Source organism: Streptomyces glaucus (assembly GCF_039533365.1).
Taxonomy (GTDB): Bacteria; Actinomycetota; Actinomycetes; order Streptomycetales; family Streptomycetaceae; genus Streptomyces; species Streptomyces glaucus.
Window position 1 is genome coordinate 13,837 of the sequence record NZ_BAAATK010000060.1, and the last position, 20,343, is coordinate 34,179.

17 protein-coding genes are annotated in these 20,343 nt (G+C 74.0%); 9 read left to right on the forward strand and 8 right to left on the reverse strand.

The features are described from left to right. Window positions 1-181: 181 nt before the first annotated feature. Complete coding sequence (gene pepN, locus ABD363_RS28940; protein ID WP_344608841.1) at window positions 182-2,761, reverse strand: aminopeptidase N; 2,580 nt, start codon at window positions 2,759-2,761, stop codon at window positions 182-184. A gap of 161 nt (window positions 2,762-2,922) precedes the next feature. On the opposite strand from pepN, the gene ABD363_RS28945 reads away from it, so the two are divergent. Then, window positions 2,923-3,585 carry a mycothiol-dependent nitroreductase Rv2466c family protein gene (locus ABD363_RS28945; RefSeq protein WP_344608843.1) on the forward strand — a complete coding sequence of 221 codons (663 nt, stop codon included), beginning with the start codon at window positions 2,923-2,925 and terminating at the stop codon, window positions 3,583-3,585. On the opposite strand, the gene ABD363_RS28950 is transcribed toward ABD363_RS28945, so the two are convergent. Then, a complete protein-coding gene (locus ABD363_RS28950; protein ID WP_344608844.1) occupies window positions 3,572-5,083 on the reverse strand; it encodes an FGGY family carbohydrate kinase in 1,512 nt (503 codons plus the stop codon). The genes ABD363_RS28945 and ABD363_RS28950 overlap by 14 nt on opposite strands. 20 nt (window positions 5,084-5,103) lie before the next feature. Further along, window positions 5,104-6,135, reverse strand: coding sequence for a 2-hydroxyacid dehydrogenase (locus ABD363_RS28955; RefSeq protein WP_344608846.1), 1,032 nt, complete (start codon window positions 6,133-6,135; stop codon window positions 5,104-5,106). 261 nt (window positions 6,136-6,396) lie between these two features. Here ABD363_RS28955 and ABD363_RS28960 point away from each other — a divergent pair, with 261 nt between their 5' ends. Together ABD363_RS28960 and ABD363_RS28965 are read left to right on the forward strand one after the other, a co-directional pair. Next, window positions 6,397-7,848 (forward strand): FGGY-family carbohydrate kinase, encoded by a 1,452-nt coding sequence (locus tag ABD363_RS28960; protein ID WP_344608848.1) that lies wholly within the window; start codon window positions 6,397-6,399, stop codon window positions 7,846-7,848. Further along, entirely contained in the window at window positions 7,845-8,498 is a 654-nt protein-coding gene (locus ABD363_RS28965; RefSeq protein ID WP_344608850.1) for a histidine phosphatase family protein, read from the forward strand. The genes ABD363_RS28960 and ABD363_RS28965 overlap by 4 nt, the downstream gene beginning before the upstream one ends. 128 nt (window positions 8,499-8,626) lie before the next feature. Here the strand turns inward: ABD363_RS28965 and ABD363_RS28970 are convergent, their stop codons facing one another. Together ABD363_RS28970 and ABD363_RS28975 are read right to left on the reverse strand one after the other, a co-directional pair. After that, window positions 8,627-9,274 (reverse strand): superoxide dismutase, encoded by a 648-nt coding sequence (locus ABD363_RS28970; protein WP_344608852.1) that lies wholly within the window; start codon window positions 9,272-9,274, stop codon window positions 8,627-8,629. A gap of 152 nt (window positions 9,275-9,426) precedes the next feature. Then, the gene (locus ABD363_RS28975; RefSeq protein ID WP_344608854.1) at window positions 9,427-10,806 is read right to left on the reverse strand and encodes an amino acid permease; all 1,380 of its coding nucleotides are present in this window, start codon (window positions 10,804-10,806) and stop codon (window positions 9,427-9,429) included. A 363-nt stretch (window positions 10,807-11,169) separates the two neighbouring features. Between ABD363_RS28975 and ABD363_RS28980 the strand changes: the two genes are divergently transcribed. Further along, window positions 11,170-11,751, forward strand: coding sequence for a biotin transporter BioY (locus ABD363_RS28980; RefSeq protein WP_344608856.1), 582 nt, complete (start codon window positions 11,170-11,172; stop codon window positions 11,749-11,751). 207 nt (window positions 11,752-11,958) lie between these two features. Here the strand turns inward: ABD363_RS28980 and ABD363_RS28985 are convergent, their stop codons facing one another. After that, a complete protein-coding gene (locus tag ABD363_RS28985) occupies window positions 11,959-13,467 on the reverse strand; it encodes an amino acid permease (protein WP_344608858.1) in 1,509 nt (502 codons plus the stop codon). Between the two features lie 205 nt (window positions 13,468-13,672). Between ABD363_RS28985 and ABD363_RS28990 the strand changes: the two genes are divergently transcribed. Together ABD363_RS28990 and ABD363_RS28995 are read left to right on the forward strand one after the other, a co-directional pair. Next, a complete protein-coding gene (locus tag ABD363_RS28990; RefSeq protein WP_344608860.1) occupies window positions 13,673-14,158 on the forward strand; it encodes a ribose-5-phosphate isomerase in 486 nt (161 codons plus the stop codon). Window positions 14,159-14,208: 50 nt separating this feature from the next. After that, window positions 14,209-15,033, forward strand: coding sequence for an Fpg/Nei family DNA glycosylase (locus ABD363_RS28995; protein WP_344608862.1), 825 nt, complete (start codon window positions 14,209-14,211; stop codon window positions 15,031-15,033). 24 nt (window positions 15,034-15,057) lie between these two features. Here ABD363_RS28995 and ABD363_RS29000 read toward each other — a convergent pair whose 3' ends face one another. Further along, window positions 15,058-16,299: a GNAT family N-acetyltransferase gene (locus tag ABD363_RS29000; protein ID WP_344608864.1), complete on the reverse strand. Its 1,242-nt coding sequence runs from the start codon at window positions 16,297-16,299 to the stop codon at window positions 15,058-15,060. A 162-nt stretch (window positions 16,300-16,461) separates the two neighbouring features. Between ABD363_RS29000 and ABD363_RS29005 the strand changes: the two genes are divergently transcribed. Then, window positions 16,462-17,640 (forward strand): SpoIIE family protein phosphatase, encoded by a 1,179-nt coding sequence (locus tag ABD363_RS29005; protein WP_344608866.1) that lies wholly within the window; start codon window positions 16,462-16,464, stop codon window positions 17,638-17,640. A 49-nt stretch (window positions 17,641-17,689) separates the two neighbouring features. After that, the gene (locus tag ABD363_RS29010) at window positions 17,690-18,130 is read left to right on the forward strand and encodes an HD domain-containing protein (RefSeq protein WP_344608870.1); all 441 of its coding nucleotides are present in this window, start codon (window positions 17,690-17,692) and stop codon (window positions 18,128-18,130) included. A gap of 16 nt (window positions 18,131-18,146) precedes the next feature. Here ABD363_RS29010 and ABD363_RS29015 read toward each other — a convergent pair whose 3' ends face one another. Next, on the reverse strand, window positions 18,147-19,367 hold the full coding sequence (locus ABD363_RS29015; protein ID WP_344608868.1) for an acyltransferase family protein: 1,221 nt from the start codon (window positions 19,365-19,367) through the stop codon (window positions 18,147-18,149). 642 nt (window positions 19,368-20,009) lie between these two features. Here ABD363_RS29015 and ABD363_RS29020 point away from each other — a divergent pair. Beyond that, window positions 20,010-20,204, forward strand: coding sequence for a hypothetical protein (locus ABD363_RS29020; RefSeq protein ID WP_344608869.1), 195 nt, complete (start codon window positions 20,010-20,012; stop codon window positions 20,202-20,204). The last annotated feature ends 139 nt before the right edge of the window (window positions 20,205-20,343 follow it).

Sequence of the window (20,343 nt, forward strand, 5' to 3'; positions counted from 1 at the left end):
CCGTCCGGTAACCGCTGTTACGAGCCCGTCGACGAATACGGACAGGGCCTCCCGGAAGGACAGGTGTTCGCATGCCGGAAACCCCTGGTCCGGCGCGGGACGGGCCAGGGGTTACGGCTCGTCCCGCGCGGATTCCGTAACGATCGCGGACCGCTGGGGCGCGGGCCGGAGCGTCCGCGGGTCAGCGGGACCGCGCCGCCGCGTCGCACGCCTGTGCGCGCAGCGCCCGGGCCAGGTCGTCCCGCGCCTCCAGCACCAGGCGGCGCAGCGCGGGGGCGGCCTGCTCGTGCGCGGACAGCCAGGCGTCCGTCGCGTCGAGCGTCTCCCGGGAGGCCTGCAGCGAGGGGAACAGGCCCTGGACCACGTCCATCCCGATCTGGATCGACCGCTCGTTCCACACCCGCTCGATCGCCGCGAAGTACTTCTGCGCGTACGGCGCCAGCAGCTCCCGCTGCGAGGGCTGGGCGAAGCCCGCGATCGTCGCGCCGACCAGGGCGTTGGACAGCGCGTCCGACTCCACCACCTGTGCCCAGGCCTGCGCCTTCACCGCCGCCGACGGGCGGGCGGCCAGGCAGCGGACCTGGTGGCGCTTGCCGGACGCGGTGTCGTCGCGGGCGAGCTCGGCGGCGAGCACGGCCTCGTCGGCGGCGCCGTGCGCGGCGAGCGGCTCCAGGAACGCCCAGCGCAGCTCCTGGTCCACCTCCAGCCCGTCGATCCTCTCCGTGCCGTCCAGCAGTCCCCGCAGCAGCCGCAGCTCCGCCTCGCCGGAGGCCGTCGCCGCGACGAAGCGGGCCCAGGCGAGCTGCTGCTCGCTGCCCGGGGCGGCGGCCCGCAGCTCGCGCAGCGCGCCCTCGGCCAGCAGCCGCCCGCCGGTCCCGCGCCACTCGGGCGCCGCGTAGTGCACGAGCGCCGAGTCCGCCCAGGCGTGCAGCATCTGCAGGACGCCGATGTCGGACTCGCGCCCCGCGAACCGCAGCACCAGGTCCACGAAGTCCCGGGCCGGCAGCAGCGCGTCCCGGGTCATGTTCCACAGCGCGGACCAGCACAGGGCGCGGGCGAGGGGGTCGGTGAGGCCGCCCAGCGCCGCCCGCAGCGTCTCCAGCGAGGTCGCGTCGAGGCGGGTCTTGCAGTACGTCAGGTCGTCGTCGTTGACCAGCACCAGCTCCGGCGCCTCGGCGCCGGCCAGCTCCGCCACCACCGTGCGCGGCCCCTCGACGTCCGCCTCGGCCCGCGCGTACCGCTCCAGCGCGCCCGTGTCACCCCGCCGGTACAGGCCCACCGCCACCCGGTGCGGACGCAGCTCGGGGTGCGACTCGGGGGCCTCCTGCACCACCGCCAGCTCCTCGACCCGGCCCTCGGCGTCCAGCAGCACCTGCGGGGTGAGCGAGTTGACCCCGGCCGTCTGGAGCCAGGAACGCGCCCAGGCCCGCACGTCCCGCCCGCTGGTCTCCTCCAGCACCGACAGCAGGTCGCCGAGGCGGGTGTTGCCGTAGGCGTGCCGCTTGAAGTAGCGCCGGGCGCCCTCCAGGAACGCGTCCTGGCCGACGTAGGCCACCAGCTGCTTCAGGACGGAGGCGCCCTTGGCGTAGGTGATGCCGTCGAAGTTCAGCTTGGCGTCCTGCAGGTCGCGGATGTCCGCGGTGATCGGGTGGGTGGACGGCAGCTGGTCGGCCCGGTAGGCCCACGCCTTGCGGCGGTTGGCGAAGGTGATCCAGCCGTCGGTGAAGCGGGTCGCGCCGACCAGCGAGAAGGTGCCCATGAAGTCGGCGAAGGACTCCTTCAGCCACAGGTCGTCCCACCACTCCATGGTGACCAGGTCGCCGAACCACATGTGGGCCATCTCGTGCAGGATCACGGTGGCGCGGCCCTCGTACGACGCCCGGGTCACCTTCCCGCGGAAGATGTACTCCTCCCGGAAGGTCACCAGCCCCGGGTTCTCCATCGCGCCCAGGTTGTACTCGGGCACGAACGCCTGGTCGTACTTCCCGAACGGGTACGGGTAGTCGAAGTGGTCGTGGAAGAAGTCCAGGCCCTGCTTGGTCACCCGGAACACGTCGTCGGCGTCGAAGTGCGGGGCCAGCCCCTTGCGGCACATCGCGCCGAGGGGGATCCGCAGCGTCGTCCCGTCGTCGAGGGCGCGCGTGTAGGTGTCCGTGACGTAGTGGTACGGGCCGGCCACCACGCAGGTGATGTACGTCGAGATCGGCTTGGTCTCCGCGAACCGCCACACCCCGTCGGCGCGTTCCCCCGCCCCGTTGCTCCACACCGTCCACCCCTCCGGCGCCCGCACCTCGAAGCGGAACGGGGCCTTCAGGTCGGGCTGCTCGAAGTTCGCGAAGACGCGCCGGGCGTCGGCCGGCTCGTACTGGGTGTACAGGTACACCTCGCCGTCCTCGGGGTCGACGAAGCGGTGCAGGCCCTCACCGGTGCGGGAGTAGGCGCACTGGGCGTCGACGGTCAGCTCGTTGTCGGCGGCGAGGTCCTCCAGCAGGATCCGGGAGCCGTCGAAGACCTGGCCGGGGTCCAGGTCCCGCCCGTTGAGGGTGAGGGAGGTCACGCTCGGCGCGACGAGGTCGGCGAAGGTCGACGCGCCGGGCTCGGCGCAGCGGAAGCGGATCGTGGTCACCGAGCGGAAGGTGAGCGGCCCGTCCCCCTCGCCGCCGACCGCGGAGCGCACGTCGAGGGACACCTCGTACCCGTCGACGGACAGCAGGGCGGCCCGCTCCCGGGCTTCGTCGCGGGTCAGGTTCTCACCGGGCACGGGCGGCACTCCCTCGTAGGTCGTGGACAGGGCTGAACAGCTGCCGTAGAAGGGCTGAACAGCACCGATCCTGCCATGCGCCCCCGAGCGGCAGCAGCGGGAATGCGCCGGGCGGCGATCGGTGTTGCCCGTTCGAAGACCCCTGCGTCCCTAGGAGAAGCATGTCCGAGACCACCCCCGCGCCCGGCAGGACCCCCGTCGACTTCTGGTTCGACCCGCTGTGCCCCTGGGCCTGGATGACGTCCCGGTGGGTCCTGGAGGTGGAGAAGGTCCGCGACATCGAGGTGCGCTGGCACATCATGAGCCTGGCCGTGCTCAACGAGGACAAGCTGGACGAGCTGCCCGAGGAGTACCGGGAGATGCTCGCCACCACGGCCTGGCAGCCGGTGCGCGTGGTGACCGCGGCCTGGCAGAAGCACGGCGCCGAGGTCCTCGGCCCGCTCTACACCGCGCTCGGCACCCGCTTCCACAACCGGGGCGAGGGCGCGACCCGCGAGGCCATCGCCGCCGCCCTGGACGAGGCCGGACTGCCCGCCGACCTCATCGACTACGCCGACCAGGAGGACTTCGAGTTCGACGCCCAGCTGCGCGCCTCCCACAAGGCGGGCATCGACAAGGTCGGCCAGGAGGTCGGCACCCCGGTCATCGCCGTCCCCGGCCCCGACGGCGAGGAGATCGCCTTCTTCGGCCCGGTCGTCACCCCGGCCCCCAAGGGCGAGGAGGCGGCCCGCCTGTGGGACGGCACCCTCGCCGTGGCCTCGGTCCCCGGCTTCTACGAGATCAAGCGCACCCGCACCAAGGGCCCGGACTTCAGCAACCTGTAGACCGCTCCGGCCGGAGGACCTTCGGCGGCGTCGCGCCCGCGCCCGGCACCGGGCGCGGCGCCGCCGGCGAGCCCGCCCGCGCGGCCCGCTCCCGCGCCGCGCCGAGGCGGGCCAGGTGCTCCGCGTAGCCCTCGGTGTAGTACGCGGCCCGGTCCGGGTCCGGCTCGACCACCGCCGTCGGCTCCGTCCACGCGGCCACGTCCAGCGCCACCCCGTACCGCTCGGCCGCCGCGAGCACCGCGCCCCGCGCGCCCACCTCGCCCTCGACGACCCTCAGGGGCCGCCCCAGCACGTCGGCGAGCAGCCGCGTCCAGGCGGGGCTGCGGGTGCCGCCCCCGCACACCGCGAGCGAGCCCGTCAGGCCCGCCGCGTCCAGGCAGTGCCGGGCCGCGTAGCCGATGCCCTCGCAGGTCGCGCGGACCAGGTCGCCCCTGGTCGACTCCAGCGAGACACCGGTCAGCTCGGCGCGCAGCCGCGGCTCGACGAACGGGGCCCGCTCGCCCGACGGGGCGAAGTACGGCAGCACCCGCACCCCGTGCGCGCCCGGCGGGGTGCCCGCCAGCAGCCCGTCGACCTCCTCGTGGGCCACGCCCGTCGTCCCCAGCACCCAGTCCAGGGCGGCCGTGCCCACCATCGCCGGCATGGCGCGCAGCCAGTGGCCGGGCCGGTCGGTGGAGATGTGCAGGCCGGCCGGTTCACCGTCCAGGTCCAGCCCGGCCGTGGCGACCAGGGCGGCCAGACAGGTGCCGACGATCAGCAGGCCGTCGCCCGGCTCCGTCACCCCGGCGCCGAGCGCGCAGGCCGGCAGGTCGTACGGGCCGTTCGCGATCCGGGTGCCGGGCGGCAGGCCCTCGCCGCGCGCCCCGGCCGTCGCGATCGGGTCGCTGACCGGGGCGAGCAGCCCGCGGCGGTGGGCCAGGCCCAGCAGCTCCACCACCCGGTCGTCGTAGGCCCGGGTGCGCGGGTCGAGGAACGGCATCGACGCGTCCGACACGTCCGTCGCCGCCGGCGCCCCGGTCAGCCGCCGGAACACCATGTCCTTGCAGTACACGGCGGCGGCCGCCGCGTCCAGGGAGGCCGGCTCGTGCCGGTCGAGCCAGGCCAGCAGCGGGCCCGGGCAGCCCGGGAACATGGCACTGCCGGTGCGCCGGAACACCGCCTCGAAGGTGCCGTCCGCCAGCCACCGGCCGAGCAGCGCGTGCGCCCGCCCGTCCATCCAGGACGCCGCCGGCCGCACCGGGCGGCCCTCGGCGTCCACCAGCCACACCCCGTCGCCCTGCCCGGTCAGCCCGGCCAGCTCCACCGGCTCCGGCACCCGCGCGGTCAGCTCCGCCAGGACGGCGACGACCGCCGCGTACACCTCCTCCATGTCCTGCTCGACGATCCCGCCGTGCAGCGCCAGACCCACCCGGCGGGCCGCCACGGCCCGCTGCCGGCCCGCGGCGTCGAACGCGGCGGCCTTCACCAGGGACGTGCCCACATCGATACCGACGTACATGCCGACCTCCTCGGGTCCCGTCAGGTCAGGCAGTGCGCCGGCGGCTCCCCGCGCGCCCAGCGCCCGACCTCCGCCGCGGCGATCCGCGCCGCCTTCTCCGCCACCGCGCGCGAAGCACCCCCCAGGTGGGGGGTGAGCACCACCCGGTCGGCGAGCGCCCGCAGCCGCGACTCCGGCGGCAGCGGCTCCCGCGCGTACGTGTCGAGCGCCGCCGCCGACAGCCGCCCGCTCTCCAGCGCGTCGCACAGCGCGTCCTCGTCGAGCAGCGGGCCGCGCGCCGCGTTCACCACCACCGCGCCGTGCGGCAGCAGCGCCAGCTCGCGCGCGCCGATCAGGCCGCGGGTCCCGGCGGTGAGGCGGGCGTGCAGGGTGATCACCCGGGAGCGGCGCAGCAGGTCGTCCAGGGAGGCGACCCGCAGTCCGTGGATCTCGCCGCGGATGTACGGGTCGTACACCATCACCCGCGCCCCGAACGCGCACAGCACCCGCGCCACCCGGCTGCCGACCGCCCCGTAGCCGATCAGCCCGACCGGCAGGTCCTCCAGCTCCAGGCCGCCGTGCTCGTACGTGTAGTACGCCGCGCCCTCCCAGCTGCCCCGCCGCGCGAGGAGGTCGTGGGCCCGGGGGATGCGGCGCAGGGCGGCCAGCAGCAGGCCCACGGTGAACTCGGCGGTGGCGGCGGCGTTGCGGCCGGGCGCGAAGCACACCCGCACGCCACGGGCCCGGGCCGCGTCCAGGTTGACGTTGACCGGGCCGCCCCGGCAGACCGCGACCAGGCGCAGGCCGGGGCGGGCCGCCAGGACCCGCCCGGTGACCGGGCCCATCTGGGTGACCAGCACCTGGGCGCCGGCCAGCGCCTCGATCAGCTCGTCCTCGGCGTCGCAGGCCTCCTCCACCTCGGCCACCGGGCCGAAGGGTTCGAGGGGCCAGCCGAGGGTCAGCTCCCGCACCTCGTGCGGCTGCCCGCGCAGTTCGTCGCCGACCGCGCGGGTGATCAGCGACGGCAGGACGAAGTGGTCGCCGGCGGCCACCACGCGTACGGCATCGGTCATGCGGGGAGCCCTTCGTCTCGGCGTCGGGGACGGGGCGGGCCCGGACCGCGGACCGCGCCCGCCGCGGGCCGGACCCGGGACCGGGGACCGCGCGGCCCGCCCGCCTCGGGCCGGACCGGGCGGCCCGGCGGGCCGGCTCGCCAACCGAGCGTGGAACAGCGGACGTTGGGCGTCAATCCCTCGCACGCGTGGGAAATCCGGGCCAGTATCGAAGGGCGGCGCGCGGTGCGCGGGCCGGGACGTGACGTGCGGGAGGTCCGGATGGCGGAGGACGGCGAGGCGTGGCTGGGCATCGACCTGGGCACGCAGGGCGTCCGCGTGCTGGCCGTCACCGCCGGCGGCGCGGTCCTCGGCCGCGGCGCCGCCCCGCTGGCCGGGCGGCGGGCGGGCCGGCGGCACGAGCAGGACCCGCGGCGGTGGTGGGAAGGGGTGTGCACGGCGTCCCGGGCCGCGCTGGCCGGGCTGACCGGGGTGCGGATCGCCGGGCTCGCGGTGTGCGGGACGTCCGGGACGGTGCTGCTGACGGACGGGGCGGGGCGGCCGGTGAGCCCGGCCCTGATGTACGACGACGGGCGGGCGGCCGGCGCGGCGGCGCGGGCGCGGGCGGCGGGGCTGGCGGTGCAGGACACCTGGGCGTTGCCGAAGGCGGTGTGGCTCGCCGAGGCGTACGGCCCCGGGCGGGTCGCCCACCAGCCCGACGTGATCACCGCCCGGCTGGTCGGCCGCCCGGTGCCGGCCGACTCCAGCCACGCCCTCAAGACCGCCTACGACGTGGAGCGGGACGCCTGGCCCGAGAAGCTGCCGCTGCCCGAGGGCGCGCTGCCCGACGTGGTCCGCCCCGGCACCCGCCTCGGCGGGGTCTGCCGGGCCGCCGCCGACGCCACCGGCATCCCCGCCGGAACCCCGGTGATTGCCGGCATGACCGACGGCTGTGCGGCCCAGATCGCCTCCGGAGCCCTGCGGCCCGGGGCCTGGAACTCGGTGCTCGGCACGACCCTGGTCCTCAAGGGCGCCGCCCCGGAGCCCGTCCGCGACCCCGCCGGCGTCGTCTACAACCACCGCGCCCCGGACGGGAGCTGGCTGCCCGGCGGGGCGTCCAGCGTGGGCGCCGGGGCGCTCACCGCGCGTTTCCCCGGGGCCGATCCCGCCGCCATGGACGCGCGGGCCGCCGCCCACGAGCCGTCCGGCGCGGTCGCCTACCCGCTGGTGTCGCCGGGGGAGCGGTTCCCGTTCCGGGCGCCGGACGCCACCGCCCTGCTGCTGGGCGAGCCCGCCGGGGACGCCGACCTGTGGGCGGCGCTGCTCCAGGGCGTCGGCCTCGCCGAACGGCTCTGCCTGGACTACCTGCACCACCTGGGCGCCCCGCTGGACGGGCCGCTCGCCTTCACCGGGGGCGCCGTGCGCAGCGCGTACTGGAACCAGCTCCGCGCCGACATCCTGGGCCGCCCGGCCCACATCCCCGAACAGCCCGAACCGGCCCTGGGCATGGCGGCGCTGGCCGCCTACGGCACCGGCGCCGCGCCCACGCTCCCCGACGCGGCCGACGGCATGGTCCGCGTCCGCACCGTCGTCCGCCCCCGCCCCGCCCGTACGGCCCGTTACGCCGGGCCGTACGCTCGCCTCGTCGACGCCCTGCGGGCCCGCGGCTGGCTGCCCGATCCGGTCGCGGCCCACGCACTCCACCGCCTGGACCAGGACACCGCGGACCGATGACCACCACCTTGTTGCTCGCCCGGCACGGGCAGACCGTCTGGCACGCCGAGAACCGGTACGCCGGGACCAGCGACGTCGCCCTCACCGACACCGGGCGCGCGCAGGCCGAGGCGCTCGGCCGGTGGGCCGCCGCCCACCCCGTCGACGCCGTGTGGACCTCCCCGCTGTCCCGGGCCGTGGCCACCGCCGAGCCCGCCTGCCGCGCCCTCGGCCTGACCCCGCACCGCGAGCCGGACCTCAGGGAGTGCGACTTCGGCGTGGTGGAGGGCCGTACGCTCGCCGAGTTCGCCGCCGAGGACCCCGAGCGCGCCGCCGCCTTCCGCGCCGACCCGGCGGCCCGGCCCTTCCCCGGCGCGGAGGATCCGCGCGCCGCGGCCGACCGGGGCGCCGCCGCGCTGCGCCGCATCACCGCCGCCCACCCCGGGGGGCGGGTCCTGGTGGTCGCCCACAACACCCTGTTCCGGCTGGTCCTGTGCCGGCTGCTGGCCATTCCGCTGAGCGAGTACCGCCGGGTCTTCCCGCGGCTGCGCAACGCGGCGGTGAGCGAGGTGCGGTGGGACGGGCGCACCTCCGCCGCCCTGCTCTCGCTCAACGTGCCGTGCGAAGGGGCCGCGCCGCGGCACCGGCCGCCGGGCCGGGGCCCGGCCTGAGCGGTCCCGCGGCCCGGGGCGCGGGGAAGCCCCCGCGAGTCCTGTTCTCGCAGGGGCTTCCTCCGTTCCGCCCGCCCGCGTGAAGGGTGAGAAGACGATCACGAGGCGGGACGCTCCACGGCGCGCCGTCAGGGCGCGAGCAGCAGCACGTCGGCGCGGGACTTCGCGGCCGCGTGGCGCCGCGCCACGTCCTGCCAGTCGACCACCTGCCACATGGCCTCGACGAAGTCCGCCTTCTGGTTGCGGTACTGCAGGTAGAAGGCGTGCTCCCAGGCGTCGAAGACCAGGATCGGCGTCGATCCCTGGCCGACGTTGCCCTGGTGGTCGTAGACCTGTTCGACGATCAGCCGCCCGCTCAGCGGCTCGTACGCCAGCACGCCCCAGCCCGAGCCCTGGGTGGTCGCGGCGGCCTTGGACAACTGGGCCTTGAAGTGCGCGAAGGAACCGAAGGACTCGGTGAGGGCGTCCGCGAGCTCGCCCACGCCGTCGGCGGCCAGCGGTTCGCCGCCGCCGTCCTTCGGGCCGGTCATGTTCTGCCAGTAGATCGAGTGCAGGATGTGGCCGGAGAGGTGGAAGGCCAGGTTCTTCTCCAGGCCGTTGACCGAACCCCACTGCTCCTTCTCCCGCGCCTCGGCGAGCTGTTCCAGTGTGTCGTTGGCGCCCTTCACATAGGCCGCGTGGTGCTTGTCGTGGTGCAGCTCGATGATCTCGGGGCTGATCACGGGAGCGAGCGCGGAGTAGTCGTACGGCAGTTCAGGAAGCGTGTAGACGGGCATGGCGGATCCCCTCCGACCTCTTATTGCAAGAGACTTGCAAGTGCACACTAGCAGCAAGAGGGTAGGGGCGGGCGGCCGGGAACGCGAGAGGGCCCCCGCACGGAACCGTCCTCCGTGCGAGGGCCCTCGTCGGCTGCCGCGGGCCGGTGCGGCTAGCCGCGGGCGCGCGCCCGCTGCCAGGCGTAGCCGACGGCCGCCAGGAACAGGGTCATGCCGCCCGTCGAGTACAGCTGCACCCGGGTACCCGGCTCCCGGGCCATCAGGACGAAGACCGCCGCCATGCCGGCCAGCGCGACCCACGTCAGCCACGGGAACGCCCACATCCGCACGGCCAGCTTCTCCGGTGCCTCCCGCTCCAGGCGGCGGCGCAGCCGCAGCTGCGAGACGGCGATGAGGATCCAGACGACCAGGATCACCGCGCCGATCATGTTCAGCAGCCAGGAGAAGACGTCGTTCGGCCGCCAGTAGCTCAGCAGCACGCACAGGAAGCCGAAGACCGAGGAGGCCAGCACCGCGATCCGCGGCACCCCGCCCGACACCCGGCCCAGCGCCCTCGGCCCCTGCCCGCGCTCCACCAGCGAGTAGGCGATGCGGGAGGCGCCGTAGATGTTGGCGTTCATGGCGGACAGCAGGGCGACCAGCACGACGACGTTCATCAGCTGCCCGGCGCCCGGGATGCCGAGCTCGCCGAGGGCAGCGACGTACGGGCCCTTCTCGACCACCGCCGCGGAGTCCCAGGGGACCAGGGTGACGATCACCGCCATCGAGCCGATGTAGAACAGCGCGATCCGCCACATCGCCGTGCGGACGGCGCCGGCCACGCCCTTGACCGGGTCCTCGGACTCGGCGGCGGCGATGGTGACCGTCTCCAGGCCGCCGTAGGCGAAGACCGACGCGAGCAGGCCGACGACCAGGCCCTCGCCGCCGTTCGGCAGGAAGTCGGTGAGGTGCGCGGCGCCCGGGGAGTCCGTGCCGGGCAGCAGGCCGGCGATCGCCAGCACGCCGAGCACCAGGAACAGCGTGATCGCGCCGACCTTGAGCGCGGCGAACCAGAACTCGAACTCGCCGAAGTTCTTCACGGCGGCCAGGTTGGTGCCGCAGAACACCACCATGAACAGGGCCACCCACGCCCACTCGGGCGTCCCCGGCAGCCAGCCGCTGACGATCTTGGCGGCGCCGATGCCCTCCAGCCCGACGGCCGTGCACAGCAGCACCCAGAACGACCAGCCCGCGGTGAAACCGGCCCACGGCCCGATCGCCCGCTCCGCGTGCGCGGAGAACGAGCCCGACGAGGGATACGCGGCCGACATCTCGCCCAGCATCCGCATCACCAGCATCACGAGGAAGCCGGAGAGGGCGTAGGCGAGGACGATCGACGGCCCGGCGGCGGCGATGCCCGCGCCGGACCCGACGAACAGGCCCGCGCCGATCACGCCGCCAAGGGCGATCATCGACAGGTGACGCTGCTTGAGGCCGTGGGAGAGGGAGGTGTCGTCCGCCTGAGGCGGCGTTCCGACGGTGCTACTGGGCATGGAGCGGCTCGTCCCGTACGTAGAGGGGGCAAAAACGCCACACAGTCTGGGCGGTGCGCCGGGGCCGGGGCAGGCACGGCCCACCATGCGGACGCGGCACCGCCGGGGGGAGCGGCCGGTGACGCGGGTGCTGTGCGGTTTGTTTGGTGGAACTCTACAGTCCGGACCGGGGACGATGGTGTGACCGGAACGTCCCTGCCTCAGTGACCGGCATCACGTCGCGCCGGGTGTAACACGCGGTCTTTGTACGGAGCCCACCACGGTCGCGATCCCGCCTTTGTCGGGCGCTGACGGTGTTGGCCGCGCGGGCGCCGGTATAGCGTCACCGTGTTCCCTTCTGCCCAGACCACTCGCGGAGTCTTCATGAGTACCGCCGTTGTCCCCGCCCGCACCGGCCAGGTCCTCGCCGACCTCCTCCCCGCCTCCCGAGTCCGGGACGCCGCCCTCGTGCTCGGCGGCGCCGCGCTCACCGGCCTCGCGGCCCAGATCGCGGTGCCCGTGCCGGGCTCCCCGGTGCCGGTGACCGGTCAGACCTTCGCCGCGCTGCTCGTCGGCACGGCCCTCGGCGCGGGCCGCGGCTTCCTCTCCCTCGCGCTGTACGCGCTGGCGGGCGTCGCCGGCGTGCCCTGGTTCGCGGACGGGGGCTCCGGGGCCGGCCTGCCCTCCTTCGGGTACGTCCTCGGCCTGGTCCTCGCGGCCACCGTCGTGGGCGCCCTGGCCCGCCGCGGCGCCGACCGCTCGGTGTGGCGCACCGCGGGCACGATGGTGCTGGGCGAGGCGGTCGTCTACGCCCTCGGCGTGCCGTACCTGGCCCTGGCCACCGGCATGTCGGCGTCCGCGGCGATCGCGGCCGGCCTGACCCCGTTCCTGGTCGGCGACGCCCTGAAGGCCGCCCTGGCGATGGGCCTGCTGCCCACCGCCTGGGCGTTCGTCGACAAGCGCTGACGCCGAAGGCGCCGCGGAAGAGGTTCGCCGGGCCGAGCTGGACTCGACCTGCGCGAGCCTCTTCCGCGTTTTCGCGTCGTACCGCCCCGGCCTCCTCGCCGCTCCCCGCACGAAGGCCCCGGCGGCCCGGGCTCGGGCCCGGTGAACACGGCGAGGGGCCCGCGGTGTGCACCGCGGGCCCCTCGAAGCCGTCCGGGACGGCCGGCGTCAGCGGGTCGGCACCTCGTCGGAGGCGGAGGCGGAGGCAGCGGCGTCGGCGGCGGGCGCCGTCCCGGCGGCCGCCCGGCCGCCCCGGATCCTCTCCTTGACGAAGGCGATGCCGAGCACGAGCGCCGCGACCAGCAGCGACAGCAGCATGGTCCGCCGCCCGTCGTGCTCGGTGTCGGTCAGCATGTAGCCCAGCACGAACACGATCAGCGCGGCGGTGGCCCAGGTCAGGTACGGGTACAGCCACATCCTCACGACCAGCTTCTCCGGCGCCTCCGCCTGGATGATCTTCCGCATCCGCAGCTGCGAGAAGCAGATCACCAGCCACACGAACAGCGCGACCGCGCCGCTGGAGTTGACCAGGAAGAGGAAGACGGAGTCCGGGAACTTGTAGTTGAAGAAGACGGCGACGAAACCGAACACCACCGAGGCGATGATCGCGGTCCGCGGCACACCGCGCGAGGTGGTCCGGGCGAACGCCTTCGGCGCGTCCCCGCGCTCACCGAGCGAGAAGGCCATCCGGGAGGCGGTGTACAGCCCGGAGTTGAGGCAGGACAGCACCGAGGTCAGCACGATGAAGTTCATGATCTGGCCGGCGTGCGGGATGCCGAGGGAGTCCAGGGCGGCGACGTAGGAGCCCTTCTCGGTGATCGACTCGCTGTCCCACGGCAGCAGGGACACCACGACGAGGATCGACCCGAGGTAGAAGACGGCGATCCGCCAGATGATGCTGTTGGTCGACTTGGTCACGGCCCGCTGCGGGTCCTCGGACTCGCCGGCCGCCAGCGTGGCGATCTCGCTGCCCATGAAGGAGAAGACGACCAGCAGCACGCCGGTGAGGATGGCGCCGGGCCCGTTGGGCAGGAAACCGCCGTGCTCCGTGAGGTTGGAGAGCCCGGCCTGCTCGCTGTCGACCCCCGGCAGCACCCCGAACACGGCCAGCCCGCCGATGACGATGAACGCGGCGATCGCCACGACCTTGATCCCCGCGAACCAGAACTCGAACTCGCCGTAGGAGCCGACGGAGACCAGGTTGGTGGCGGTGAGCACGACCATCACGATCAGTGCCCAGCCCCACTGCGGTACGGCGGGGATCCACCCTTCGAGGATCACGGCGCCCGCGGTGGCCTCGACCGCCAGCACGACCACCCAGAAGAACCAGTACAGCCAGCCGATGGTGAACCCGGCCCAGGGACCGAGCGCCCGGTCGGCGTGGGCCGAGAACGACCCGGACGAGGGATGGGCGGCGGACATCTCGCCGAGCATCCGCATCACCAGCACCACGAGGGTGCCGACGAGGGCGTACGACAGGAGGATGCCGGGGCCCGCGGTGGCGATGCCGGAACTGGAACCGACGAACAGACCGGCCCCGATGACACCACCGATGGCGATCATCGACAGATGGCGGTTCTTGAGCCCGGCCTGAAGCCCGGACCCGCCGGGCGCCCCCGTCTGTGCGGGGCCTCCAGGACCGTTTCCGGCCACCTTCGTTGTCGGCTGCGAAGTCATGGAACGGATTTCCTTTGCGCCGGGGGAGCTGTTTCCCGTACGAGCGGCGTACGAGCCGGACCAGTGAATCTGAGGTGAAGGGATTCTTGAACCTTTGAATCCAGATTGTTACTTGAGGTTTTCCTGAGCTTCTGTAACGTGCCTCACGCTCCTGTGGCCGACACCCGGCGCGACTGCCCGGATACAGGCGTGTCACACTCGGACCATGCGTGTGTACCTCGGCTCGGACCATGCCGGCTACGAACTGAAGAACCACCTCGTCGAATGGCTGAAGGAGGCTGGTCACGACCCCGTCGACTGCGGCCCCCACCTCTACGACGCCCAGGACGACTACCCGCCCTTCTGCCTCCGCGCGGCCGAGCGGACGGCCGCGGACCCCGACGCCCTCGGCATCGTGATCGGCGGCTCCGGCAACGGCGAGCAGATCGCCGCGAACAAGGTGAAGGGCGTCCGCGCGGCCCTGGCCTGGAGCGAGGAGACGGCGGCGCTCGGCCGGCAGCACAACAACGCCAACGTGGTCGCGGTGGGCGCGCGCATGCACACGCAGGACGAGGCGACGAAGTTCGTGGAGACGTTCCTGAACACCCCGTTCTCGGGTGACGAGCGCCACGTCCGCCGCATCGACATGCTGGCGTCCTACGAGACCACCGGCGACCTCCCCCCGATCCCGCCCCACCACCCGCAGCAGTAGCCCCGGGAGCGCACGGAAGCACGCGGAAGAGGAAGGAAAGAGGAGACGCCGTGCCTGAGGGGCACACGATCCACCGGCTGGCCCAGGACTACGCCGCCGCCTTCGCCGGCACGGCCCCCCGGGTCACCAGCCCCCAGGGCAAGTTCGGCGACGCCGCGGCCCTCCTGGACCGCACCCTCCTGCACACCGCCGACGCCCACGGCAAGCACCTCTTCCTCGGCTTCCGCGACCCCGACCCCGACCACACCGACTGGGTCCACATCCACCTCGGCCTCTTCGGCAAGGTCGCCTTCGGCACGCCCCCGGCGCCCCCGCCCGCGGACACCGTCCGCCTCCGCCTCGCGGGCGACACGGCCTACGTGGACCTGCGCGGCCCCACCACCTGCGCGCTGATCACCCCCGCCGAGAAGCGGGCGATACACGCCCGCCTCGGCCCCGACCCTCTCCGCCCGGACGCCGACCCGGACGCCGCCTACGCCCGCGTCCGCCGCAGCCGCACGCCCGTCGCCGCGCTCCTGATGGACCAGAAGGTGATCGCCGGCGTCGGCAACGTCTACCGCGCGGAGGTCCTCTTCCGGCACCGCATCGACCCCTACCGCCCGGGCCGGGACATCACCCCCGCCGAGTGGGACGCCCTGTGGACCGACCTCGTCGAGCTGATGCGCGAGGGCGTGCGGAACAACCGCATCGACACCGTCCGCCCCGAACACACCCCGGAGGCGATGGGCCGCCCGCCGCGCGTCGACGACCACGGCGGCGAGGTGTACGTCTACCGCAGGGCGAACCTGCCCTGCCACGTCTGCGGCGGCGAGATCCGCACCGCCGGTCTCGCCGCCCGCAACCTCTTCTGGTGCCCGGACTGCCAGAAGGACTGACCCGGGCCGCCTCCTGACCCGGTGTCAGAACCCGTGCGGCAGCCAGGGCGCCACCGTGGACGCGAACCCCACCGACGCCTCCGCCAGCGCCCCCTGCCGCAGCTCCCGCACCCGCCCGGCCGCGCCCAGCGCCGCCAGGCTCACGCCGCCGAGGTACGCCTCCGCCAGCTCTCGCGCCGACAGGGCCAGGTCCGCCGCGTCCGACGTCCGTGCGCAGGACGCCCCCTTGGCGTCCCCCGACAGCCGCCAGCGCCCCGCGTTCCAGGGGCAGAAGGCGTCCTCCACCTCGAACACCACGTCCACCGGCGCCTGGTAGGTCCGCGCCTGCAGCGCGGCCCCCACGTCCACCAGGCGCACGTGGCCCTGGTCCCGCAGCCGCATCCGGCAGCGCCGGATGTCGGACACCTGGTACTGCCACGCCTCGTCGACCGGCCGCCCGTTCACCACCAGCGTCGTCGTCAGGTCGATGCCGAACAGGAAGCGCCACAGCGCCGCCTCCGTCGCCGGGTCGAGCGCGTACAGGTCCTTCAGGATCACCGTGCCGTCGTGCCCGGCCGGCCCCCAGCCGAGCCGCACCCGGAACCGCGCGAACCCGGTGGTCCCGCCGTCCCGCGAGGCGACCACGCACTGCAGCGGCGACGCCCCCTCCCGCGCGCTCTCCGGGTCCAGCAGCCCCAGCCGCTCCCAGCCGGGCCGCCGGGCCAGCATCCCCGGGCGCCGCGGCACCACGTGCGCGTAGACCGCCTCGCAGGCCTCGAGGACGTCCGCGGGCGCCGCGTACCGCAGCCGCACGTCGTCGGTGCCGGGCGGGACCGCCAGCCGGACGCGGCCCGTGTCGATCTCCGCGCCGAGCTGGAAGGACGCGGCGCCGTACCCGAACCGGCCGTAGATCTCCGGCTCGGAGGCGGTCAGCACGGCCAGCGGCTCGCCCCAGGACCGCACGTCGTCCAGCTGCCGCCGCATCATCGAGGTCAGGATGCCGCGCCGGCGGTGCGTGGCGGCGACGCTGACCCCCGTGACGCCCGCCGCGGGCACCGAGGCGCCGCCGGGCACGGTGACCCGGAAGCTGAACGCCCCCGCCGTCCCGACGCACTCGTCACCGTCCCACGCGCCCAGGGAACGGTCGTGCTCGGTCAGGGAGTCCCACAGCTCCCGCTCCTCGTCCGGTTCGGGGACCCCGCTGAACGCGCGGATCAGGTTGCCGTACCACTTGTCCCAGTCCTCCGGCCGCAACACCCGCAGTTCGGCCGTATGTCCAGTCGCCATGGGCCATGCCTATCAGGGCCTTCCGGAGCGGGCGAGGGAATTTTCCCGGGGCGGCGGCGCGGCGGCCTCCGGTGCAGTTCACTGTGAAGTCGGCCCTCGGACGGGGGACAAGTGGGACCTCCCGTGCCAAGGATCCGGTCCGATGGATAGGGTCCCGAACTGATGACAGCAGGACGAGAGCGGCGAGCGGCAGCCGAGACGTTCACGGCCCGGTGGAGGAAGCAGTGGCACCGGGCCCGCGTCGGCATGCGCAGAGCCGCCGTCGACCACTTTCGCGGCGACGGTTCGGACTGGGTCGCCCTGGCCGGCCTGCTGCTCACCGTCCCGCTGATCGCCGCGGCGACGCTGGCGAACTCGGTGTGGTTCTCCCCGGCCGCGCTGGTGCTGCCGATCGTCGTCGGCGGCCTGCTGCTGCGCCCGGCGAGCCTGCTCGGCCTGTACGCGGCGGCGGCCACGGCGCTGATCGTGGAGTCGGTGCGGCTCGGACCGTACACGGAGGGGCCTTCCCGGGTCACCCCGGGCGTGGTCCTCGTGGTCGCCGCCTGCGGGTTCTTCGGGCTGCTGCTCGCCCAGTTCCGCAGCCGGGTCGGCGTGCCCTGGCGGCGCGGCGGCACGATGCTGTTCGACCTGCGCGAACGCATCCGCGTGCAGAGCAAGCTGCCGAAGCTGCCGCAGGGCTGGCACCGGGAGATGGCCCTGCGCCCGGCGGGCGGCCAGTCCTTCTCGGGCGACTTCGTGGTCGCGGCCCGCACCAACGGCGGGCGCACGCTGGAAGTGGTCCTCACGGACGTCTCCGGCAAGGGCATGGACGCGGGTTCGCGCGCCCTGCTGCTGTCGGGCGCCTTCGGCGGCCTGCTCGGCAGCCTGCCCCCGCACGCCTTCCTCCCGGCCGCCAACGGCTACCTGCTGCGCCAGGACTGGGAGGAGGGCTTCGCCACCTCCATCCACCTGGTCCTGGACCTCGACTCCGGCGACTACGAGCTGTACTCCGCGGGCCACCCGCCGGGGCTCCAGCTCAGCGCGGGCACCGGCCGCTGGGAGGAGAAGGCGGCCGAGGGCCCGCTGCTCGGCGTGTACGACGGGGCCCAGTTCGACCCCGTGAAGGGCACGCTGCGCCCCGGGGACGTGCTGATGCTGTTCACCGACGGCCTGGTGGAGACCGCCGACCGCGACATCGTGGAGGGCATCGACCGCCTCACCGGCGAGGCCGACCGCTATGTCGCCGGCGGCTTCCAGGGCGCCGCCTGGCACCTCATCGAGGCGGTGGCCAAGGACGTCAACGACGACCGGGCGCTGCTGCTGATCTGCCGCGAGGGCCCGACCGCGGCGGGGGCCCGCTGAGGGCGGGCCGGCGCCGGGGGACACCGGAGGGGGGAGAGACGTTCCGTATCTGACGCTCGCCGAGGTGGAGGCCGTCGCCCGGGCCGCCCACGCCGGGCAGACCGACAAGGCGGGGCGGCCGTACGCCGAGCATCTGCGGGCCGTCGCCGAGGGCGTGCGGGAACGCGGCGGCGACGCCGACCAGATCGCGGCGGCCTGGCTGCACGACGCCGTCGAGGACGGCGTGCTGTCCGGGCAGTGGCTGCGCCGGGCCGCGCTGAGCAGCCGCACGAAGGACATCGTGCGCGCGGTCACCAAGCGGGCGGGGGAGCCGCCCGAGGCGTACGCCGCGCGCATCCTCGCCACCCCGGGCGCGCTGCTGGTGAAGGAGGCGGACCTGGCGCACAACGCCGACCCGGCCCGCCTCGCGGTGCTCGACGAACCCACCCGCACCCGGCTGGCCGGGAAGTACGCGCGGATGCGCGCACTTCTCGGCCTGGGCAGGGTCTGAGCGGTGCGCGTCCGGCTCAGGCGCCGGCGCCGGTCTTCTCCCGCGCCCCGGACGCGCCGGCCCTCTCGCGCTCCCGGGCCGGCTCCGCCGCGTCGCGTTTGAAGGCCCACTCCATCCTCGGCTCCATCGCGAACCGGAAGACCCGCCGCACGGGCCGGGTGCACAGCAGCGTCACCGCCGCCGCCGCGAGGACGGTCACGAAGATCTCGCCGAGCGGGCGGTGCAGCCAGGCGTGGTCGAACCAGCCCCGGTAGTCACCGGCCTTCACCAGGAAGCCGTGCAGCAGGTAGCCGTACAGCGTGCCCGCGCCGAGCGCCGTGAACCAGAAGTGGCGGCGCGGCACCCAGGCGAAGAAGCAGGCGGTCAGCAGCAGCGAGCAGCCGAACAGCGCGAGCACCATGACCGGGCCGGCCCACCAGGGCGCGCCCAGCTCCTGCGCGGCGTCACGGTGGTAGAACCACGCCGTGTTCATCCGCGGCACCGTCCACCAGCTGACCGCCAGCGCCACCGCGAACACCGGCACCGACGCGATCCGCACCGACCGGCGGCGCACCAGCTGGAAGTGCTCGGCCCTCATGCACAGGCCCAGTACGAAGAACGGCAGGAACTGCAGCACCCGCTGCAGGTCGAGGTCGTCACCGATCTCCGGCGTGACGGTGGCCAGCATGGCGACGCCGAGCGCGACCGGCAGCGGCCGGCGCACCAGCTTCCAGATCGGGGTGGTCAGCCGCCAGATGAACAGCGCGCACAGGAACCAGGTCAGGTACCAGGGGTCCAGGAGGCTGATCTCCTGGCCGGGGTCGTCGTCGACGACGCGCTTGAAGAGCGGGTAGGCGGTCTCGAACAGGACGTACGGGACGGCGACGCCGGTGATCAGCCGCTTGAGCCGGTCGGGGCGCATGTCGAAGCTGCGCGAGAAGAAGCCGGAGATGATGATGAACGCCGGCATGTGGAACGCGTACACGACCTGGTACACGGCTTCGAGGATCCGGCTGTCGCCCTTGAGCGGCTCCCAGGCGTGGCCCATGGCCACGAGCACGATCGCCAGGTACTTGGCGTTGTCGAAGAACGCGTCGCGCTGCTTGCCGGACGCCGCCGGCCGCGGCTGTTCGTGCGGATCCCGCCCGGCGCTCCGGTTCTGCGGCGAGCGCCGGGGAGCCGGCACTCCCGCCGCCGGGGACTGTGCCGGGGGAAGTGGCGTCCTGCGGTTGCCGTACGGTCGCAGCGAGTTCGTCACGGACCCTCCCACCAGGAACTCGGGAAGGCTGTCCGGGACCTCGCTGCTCTTGCGGGGGACGAGGCAGCGTGGAACATCTGAGGCACCCTAGCGTCGGCTCCGCGATTTCGTAAAACCCTCGACGTCATTCCTGCGCGGACCCTGCGAGTACCCGGTATTCCGAGAAGGAAGGCGTCGGCGCCGACGTGACGGCGCACACACGACCGGGCGCCGGACGGACGCGGCGCGCATCCCCTGCGCACCCGGAGGCGTCCCGCTTGTCGCGTTTCATCATGATCAATCAACCCATGAGGCCGGCGGGTGACTACAGCGGAATGCCCGTTTGCGCGGCCTTCCGGCGCCGGTCGGTCCATTCCGCGACGTGTCCGTGACGATAATTCGGAATACCTGCGGGCGTGTTGTGCGGGCAGGGAAAAGACGGAGCGGAATTCCCGGCGCGGGGGCGCCCTCGAATTGCTGCGCGGAACGCGGCGGTCGGGGCTTGGTCGCGCGGGCGGGTGCGGCCGGACCCGCCGGAGGCGGCCGGACGATGCGTCAGCCTCCGCATGAGGCCGCCGGGTTGGTGGCACGATGGTTCCGGCGGGGGTGCGCGGGGTAGTACCCCGGGCCGGGAGAGCGGACCGACCGAGGGTGTGATCAGTTGTGGCCATTTCGCTGTCAGTGGTACTGCTGTTGGCGATCATCCTGGTGGTGCTGATACGGGGAGGGAACCTCAAGGCCGGCCCCGCGATCGTCGCGGTGCTCTTCGGCTTCTTCCTCGCCTCGAGCGGCATGGCGCCGTCGATCAACCGCTTCCTGAACTCGATAGCGGAGACCATCAACTCGATCAGCTTCTGACCGCGTCCCGCCGGCCCCGCCCCGGGGCCGGCGGGCCCGTCCCCGTCGTCCCGCGTCGCGGGACGGCCGCCGCCCGCCGGGCCGGCGGCGCCCGATCGGCCCCGTCACGGACGCGGCGACCGCCGCGTCCCGGGCCGCC